The following is a 3,009-nucleotide window of genomic DNA, read 5'->3' on the forward strand; positions in this document are numbered from 1 at the left end:
CCAGCCATCATAAGATGGTTATCTTGTACTGAATACATAGGTGCAAGAGGCGAACCAGGGGAACTGAAACATCTAAGTACCCTGAGGAAAAGAAATCAACCGAGATTCCCTTAGTAGTGGCGAGCGAACGGGGACTAGCCCTTAAGTGGCTTTGAGATTAGCGGAACGCTCTGGAAAGTGCGGCCATAGTGGGTGATAGCCCTGTACGCGAAAATCTCTTAGTCATGAAATCGAGTAGGACGGGGCACGAGAAACCTTGTCTGAATATGGGGGGACCATCCTCCAAGGCTAAATACTACTGACTGACCGATAGTGAACTAGTACCGTGAGGGAAAGGCGAAAAGAACCCCGGAGAGGGGAGTGAAATAGATCCTGAAACCGTATGCGTACAAGCAGTGGGAGCAGACTTTGTTCTGTGACTGCGTACCTTTTGTATAATGGGTCAGCGACTTATTTTCAGTGGCGAGCTTAACCGAATAGGGGAGGCGTAGCGAAAGCGAGTCTTAATAGGGCGTCTAGTCGCTGGGAATAGACCCGAAACCGGGCGATCTATCCATGGGCAGGTTGAAGGTTGGGTAACACTAACTGGAGGACCGAACCGACTACCGTTGAAAAGTTAGCGGATGACCTGTGGATCGGAGTGAAAGGCTAATCAAGCTCGGAGATAGCTGGTTCTCCTCGAAAGCTATTTAGGTAGCGCCTCATGTATCACTGTAGGGGGTAGAGCACTGTTTCGGCTAGGGGGTCATCCCGACTTACCAAACCGATGCAAACTCCGAATACCTACAAGTGCCGAGCATGGGAGACACACGGCGGGTGCTAACGTCCGTCGTGAAAAGGGAAACAACCCAGACCGTCAGCTAAGGTCCCAAAGTTATGGTTAAGTGGGAAACGATGTGGGAAGGCTTAGACAGCTAGGAGGTTGGCTTAGAAGCAGCCACCCTTTAAAGAAAGCGTAATAGCTCACTAGTCGAGTCGGCCTGCGCGGAAGATGTAACGGGGCTCAAACCATACACCGAAGCTACGGGTATCACGTAAGTGATGCGGTAGAGGAGCGTTCTGTAAGCCTGTGAAGGTGAGTTGAGAAGCTTGCTGGAGGTATCAGAAGTGCGAATGCTGACATGAGTAACGACAATGGGTGTGAAAAACACCCACGCCGAAAGACCAAGGTTTCCTGCGCAACGTTAATCGACGCAGGGTTAGTCGGTCCCTAAGGCGAGGCTGAAAAGCGTAGTCGATGGAAAACAGGTTAATATTCCTGTACTTCTAGTTATTGCGATGGAGGGACGGAGAAGGCTAGGCCAGCTTGGCGTTGGTTGTCCAAGTTTAAGGTGGTAGGCTGGAATCTTAGGTAAATCCGGGATTCTAAGGCCGAGAGCTGATGACGAGTTACCTTTTAGGTGACGAAGTGGTTGATGCCATGCTTCCAAGAAAAGCTTCTAAGCTTCAGATAACTAGGAACCGTACCCCAAACCGACACAGGTGGTTGGGTAGAGAATACCAAGGCGCTTGAGAGAACTCGGGTGAAGGAACTAGGCAAAATGGCACCGTAACTTCGGGAGAAGGTGCGCCGGTGAGGGTGAAGGACTTGCTCCGTAAGCTCATGCCGGTCGAAGATACCAGGCCGCTGCGACTGTTTATTAAAAACACAGCACTCTGCAAACACGAAAGTGGACGTATAGGGTGTGACGCCTGCCCGGTGCCGGAAGGTTAATTGATGGGGTTAGCTAACGCGAAGCTCTTGATCGAAGCCCCGGTAAACGGCGGCCGTAACTATAACGGTCCTAAGGTAGCGAAATTCCTTGTCGGGTAAGTTCCGACCTGCACGAATGGCGTAACGATGGCGGCGCTGTCTCCACCCGAGACTCAGTGAAATTGAAATCGCTGTGAAGATGCAGTGTATCCGCGGCTAGACGGAAAGACCCCGTGAACCTTTACTATAGCTTTGCACTGGACTTTGAATTTGCTTGTGTAGGATAGGTGGGAGGCTTTGAAGCGTGGACGCCAGTTCGCGTGGAGCCATCCTTGAAATACCACCCTGGCAACTTTGAGGTTCTAACTCAGGTCCGTTATCCGGATCGAGGACAGTGTATGGTGGGTAGTTTGACTGGGGCGGTCTCCTCCTAAAGAGTAACGGAGGAGTACGAAGGTGCGCTCAGACCGGTCGGAAATCGGTCGTAGAGTATAAAGGCAAAAGCGCGCTTGACTGCGAGACAGACACGTCGAGCAGGTACGAAAGTAGGTCTTAGTGATCCGGTGGTTCTGTATGGAAGGGCCATCGCTCAACGGATAAAAGGTACTCCGGGGATAACAGGCTGATACCGCCCAAGAGTTCATATCGACGGCGGTGTTTGGCACCTCGATGTCGGCTCATCACATCCTGGGGCTGAAGCCGGTCCCAAGGGTATGGCTGTTCGCCATTTAAAGTGGTACGCGAGCTGGGTTTAGAACGTCGTGAGACAGTTCGGTCCCTATCTGCCGTGGACGTTTGAGATTTGAGAGGGGCTGCTCCTAGTACGAGAGGACCGGAGTGGACGAACCTCTGGTGTTCCGGTTGTCACGCCAGTGGCATTGCCGGGTAGCTATGTTCGGAATAGATAACCGCTGAAAGCATCTAAGCGGGAAACTAGCCTCAAGATGAGATCTCACTGGAACCTTGAGTTCCCTAAAGGGCCGTCGAAGACTACGACGTTGATAGGTTGGGTGTGTAAGCGCTGTGAGGCGTTGAGCTAACCAATACTAATTGCCCGTGAGGCTTGACCATATAACACCCAAGCAATTTGCTGACCTGAAAAGGCACCAGATTGCGGTGTGTGAAGACGATACAGACCGAAAGTTTGCGTAACACACAAATCTATTACATACCCATTCGCTGGAACGTTGACCGTAAGGTAAACGAGCTGGCTACCGAATTTCTTGACGACCATAGAGCGTTGGAACCACCTGATCCCATCCCGAACTCAGTAGTGAAACGATGCATCGCCGATGGTAGTGTGGGGTTTCCCCATG

General features: G+C 51.5%; 2 rRNA genes (1 of these 2 running past the window's edge). Both read left to right on the forward strand.

Annotated elements, in window-relative coordinates:
* Positions 1-2,764 (forward strand): 23S ribosomal RNA (locus tag GV819_RS32395); it begins 128 nt to the left of the window's first position.
* Between the two features lie 151 nt (positions 2,765-2,915).
* Positions 2,916-3,009 (forward strand): 5S ribosomal RNA (gene rrf, locus GV819_RS32400); the annotation flags it as partial.

Source organism: Pseudomonas sp. Fl5BN2 (assembly GCF_009908205.1).
In the GTDB taxonomy this organism is placed as follows: Bacteria; Pseudomonadota; Gammaproteobacteria; order Pseudomonadales; family Pseudomonadaceae; genus Aquipseudomonas.